The following is a 3,217-nucleotide window of genomic DNA, read 5'->3' as shown; positions in this document are numbered from 1 at the left end:
TCATCCAGGTGTTCACCACAAAAGAACATCCCTTGGTAATGTTTTTGGATGACTTGCAATGGGCAGATTCGGCTTCCCTGAACTTGCTGAAGTTATTGATGAGCGAAGCGAGTGCGGGATATTTACTGATTTTGGGAGCGTATAGAGACAATGAAGTGTTTCCGGCTCATCCCTTGATGCTGACGCTGGAACAAATTCAGAAAGCACAATCGACCGTCAATACAATTACTCTAGAACCCTTAGTAGAAATGACGGTCAATCAGTTGGTAGCAGATACCTTGAGTTGTAGCAATGAACTGGCTCACCCCCTGACACAATTGGTGTATCAGAAAACAAAAGGGAATCCCTTTTTTACGACCCAGTTTCTTAAAGCACTGCATCAGGAGGGTTGGATTGAGTTCCAGTCAGAATTGGGTTACTGGCAATGTGACATGACTGCGGTGCGGCAGTTGGCATTGACGGATGATGTGGTGGAGTTTATGGCCTTGCAGTTGCAGAAACTTTCGGTGGAGACGCAGGAGGTGTTGAAACTTGCCGCTTGTATTGGTAACCAATTCGATTTGAATACCTTGGCGATCATCTCTGAACAGAGCGAATCTGATGGGGCGGATGCTCTGTGGAAAGCGCTTCAAGAAGGGCTAGTCATTCCGCAGAGTGAAGTCTACAAGTTCTATGTGGGCAATGAGCAACAAGACGCAAATGCTAACAAGGTGGAAAATGTGACCTATCGCTTTCTGCACGATCGCGTTCAACAAGCCGCCTATTCTCTGATTGATGATGCCGAGCGAGCGACTGTTCATCAAACCATTGGCAGACAGTTTCTTCATAGCTGGTCTGAGCAGGAATGTAATGAGCGGATTTTTGAAATTGTCAATCACTTAAACCAAGCCATTCATCTCCTGGAGCAGCCCTCCGAGCGAGAGTATCTAGCTCAACTCAACCTCAAAGCCGGACAAAAAGCAAAAGCCGCAACGGCTTACCAAACCGCCTTGAGTTATCTGCTACTGAGCATAGATCTCTTGCCAGAAAATAGTTGGCAACAGCACTATGATTTCACCCTGATGCTCCATACTGAACTGGCTAGTAATACCTGTCTGGTTGGTGATTTTGCTGAAACAGAACGCTGGCTTACCCTTGCTCTGCATCAGGTTGAATCACTCCTCGATCGCATTCCGTTCTGCGAAATTCAAATTCAATCTCACGTTGCCCAAAGCCAAATCCAGGAAGCCATTCAGTTAGGATTCACCACTCTGCAACAATTAGGGATTGAGTTACCAGCACACCCAGCTCCAGAAGATTTTGGGCGAGGATTAGCCCAAATCAATGCCAGCTTAGCCGATCGCCCAGTGGCAGAATTGATTCACCTGCCAATGATGACAGAACCCAAACTACTGGCGGCAATGCGGGTATTATTCCGGTTAGCTGGAGTCGTGGTACTGGGTGCTCCTCACCTGATGCCGTTCATCTTTTTCAAGATGGTTAGCCTATCTATTCAAACGGGTAACACCGCGTTCTCAGCACCGGGCTATGCCACCTACGGCATGATTTTGTGCAGTGCTGTGGGTGAGGTCGATCTGGGTTATGAATTTGGGCAATTGGCACTGAAAATTTTAGAAAAATTACCCAGTTTGCCCGTACAGGCTAAAACCCTATCCCGCTTCCACGGTGGTGTGCGACATTGGAAAGAAAGCTGGCGCAGCATTTTAAGTGATTTACAAGTCGGCTATCAGATCGGGCTAGAAACAGGAGATCTAGAAACTACCGCAATTTTTGCTCAGATACATGGTTACACCGCCTATTTCTCAAGCCTTGAATTATCCGAGTTGGCTCAGTCGATGGCTACTTATAGTCAGGCGCTCGCCCAACTGAAACAGCCTGTCTTTCTCCGTTGGAATCAAACCTATCGCCAGCATGTGTTGAATTTGCTGGGACAGTCCGATAATCCTTGCCTTCTGATTGGCGAAGCTTACGATGAAACCCTGGATTTACCTCAGCAGTATGCCATTAAAGATGCTCATGGCATTGCAGTGGCGCATCTGTTTAAAGCCGTTGGCTGTTACCTATTCTACGACTACGAAAATGCCATTACTAACTTAGAACGAGTTGCTGAGTTTCACCGCGCTATTGCGTCGTTTGTCTCCGGAAATTTATTTTATTTTTATGATGCCCTCGTGCGCTTAGCCTTGTATTCGAGTCTTCCCCCTGACGCACAATACCATTGTCTCGAACAGGCGCTCTCCGATCGAGAAAAAATCAAACGATTGGCAGACCATGCGCCTATGAATTGGTCGCACAAAGTCGATTTAGTCGATGCTCAATACCAACAAATAGTGGGGAATCGACTAGAAGCGATCGAGCTTTACGATCGCGCGATCTCCCTTGCCAAAGAAAACGGCTACATCCAAGAAGAAGCCCTCGCTAACGAACTCGCCGCCAAATTCTATCTCGATTGGGGCAAAGAAAAAGTCGCCGCCGGCTACATGCTTGAAGCATATTATTGTTATGCCAAATGGGGGGCATTAGCCAAAACTTCAGACTTAGAAAAACGCTATCCCCAACTTCTCACCCCCATCCGGCAAACCGAAAAACTGCGGCAAGATCCCAGTCAAAGTATTACCCAGATCTCCACAGAAATTCTTCATGCCACCAGCACGGGAACTACATCGGTTCTCGATCTAGCCGCCGTTATCAAAGCTTCCCAAACCCTCTCGCGGGAAATTGCACTCCAACAGTTACTCTCAACCCTAATGCGAGTCGTGATGGAGAATGCCGGAGCCTCGCGCGGTGCTTTAATTTTACTCAACGACCAAGAGTGGCAGGTGGTCGTTAGCTGTGGGGACGCTCAAACCTGCATGTTAGAATCAACCCCCCTGGATGAAAGTCCCTGTGTTCCCCTCAGCATCATTAACCGCGTCAAGCACACAAAAGAAGTGCTAGTCCTTCATGCAGCGCGAGAGCAATCTTCCTTCACCGTCGATCCCTATCTGATGAGTCAGCGTCCCCAGAGTCTCATGTGCAGTCCCCTGCTCAACCAAGGCAAATTACTCGGAATCGTCTACCTAGAAAATAATTTAGCCACGGGAGCATTTTCGCGCGATCGCGTCGAACTGCTCAACCTGATCTGTTCCCAAGCTGCTATCTCGCTGCAAAATGCGCGCCTGTATCAGCAACTCGAAGACTATTCCCACAAGCTTGAGGTCAAAGTTGCAGAACGGAC

The 3,217-nt window shown here is 47.9% G+C and carries 1 protein-coding gene; it reads left to right on the top strand.

The window, feature by feature from the left end; translation table 11 throughout:
* Positions 1 to 38 precede the first annotated feature (38 nt).
* A partial coding sequence (locus tag MiSe_RS48275) for an ATP-binding protein (protein ID WP_264197137.1) occupies positions 39 to 3,217 on the top strand: 3,179 nt, incomplete at its 3' end.

This window comes from Microseira wollei NIES-4236 (genome assembly GCF_020521235.1).
Taxonomy (GTDB): domain Bacteria; phylum Cyanobacteriota; class Cyanobacteriia; order Cyanobacteriales; family Aerosakkonemataceae; genus Microseira; species Microseira wollei.
Note: the sequence above shows the minus strand (reverse complement) of the source record. Positions and strands in the feature narration are given on the sequence as shown.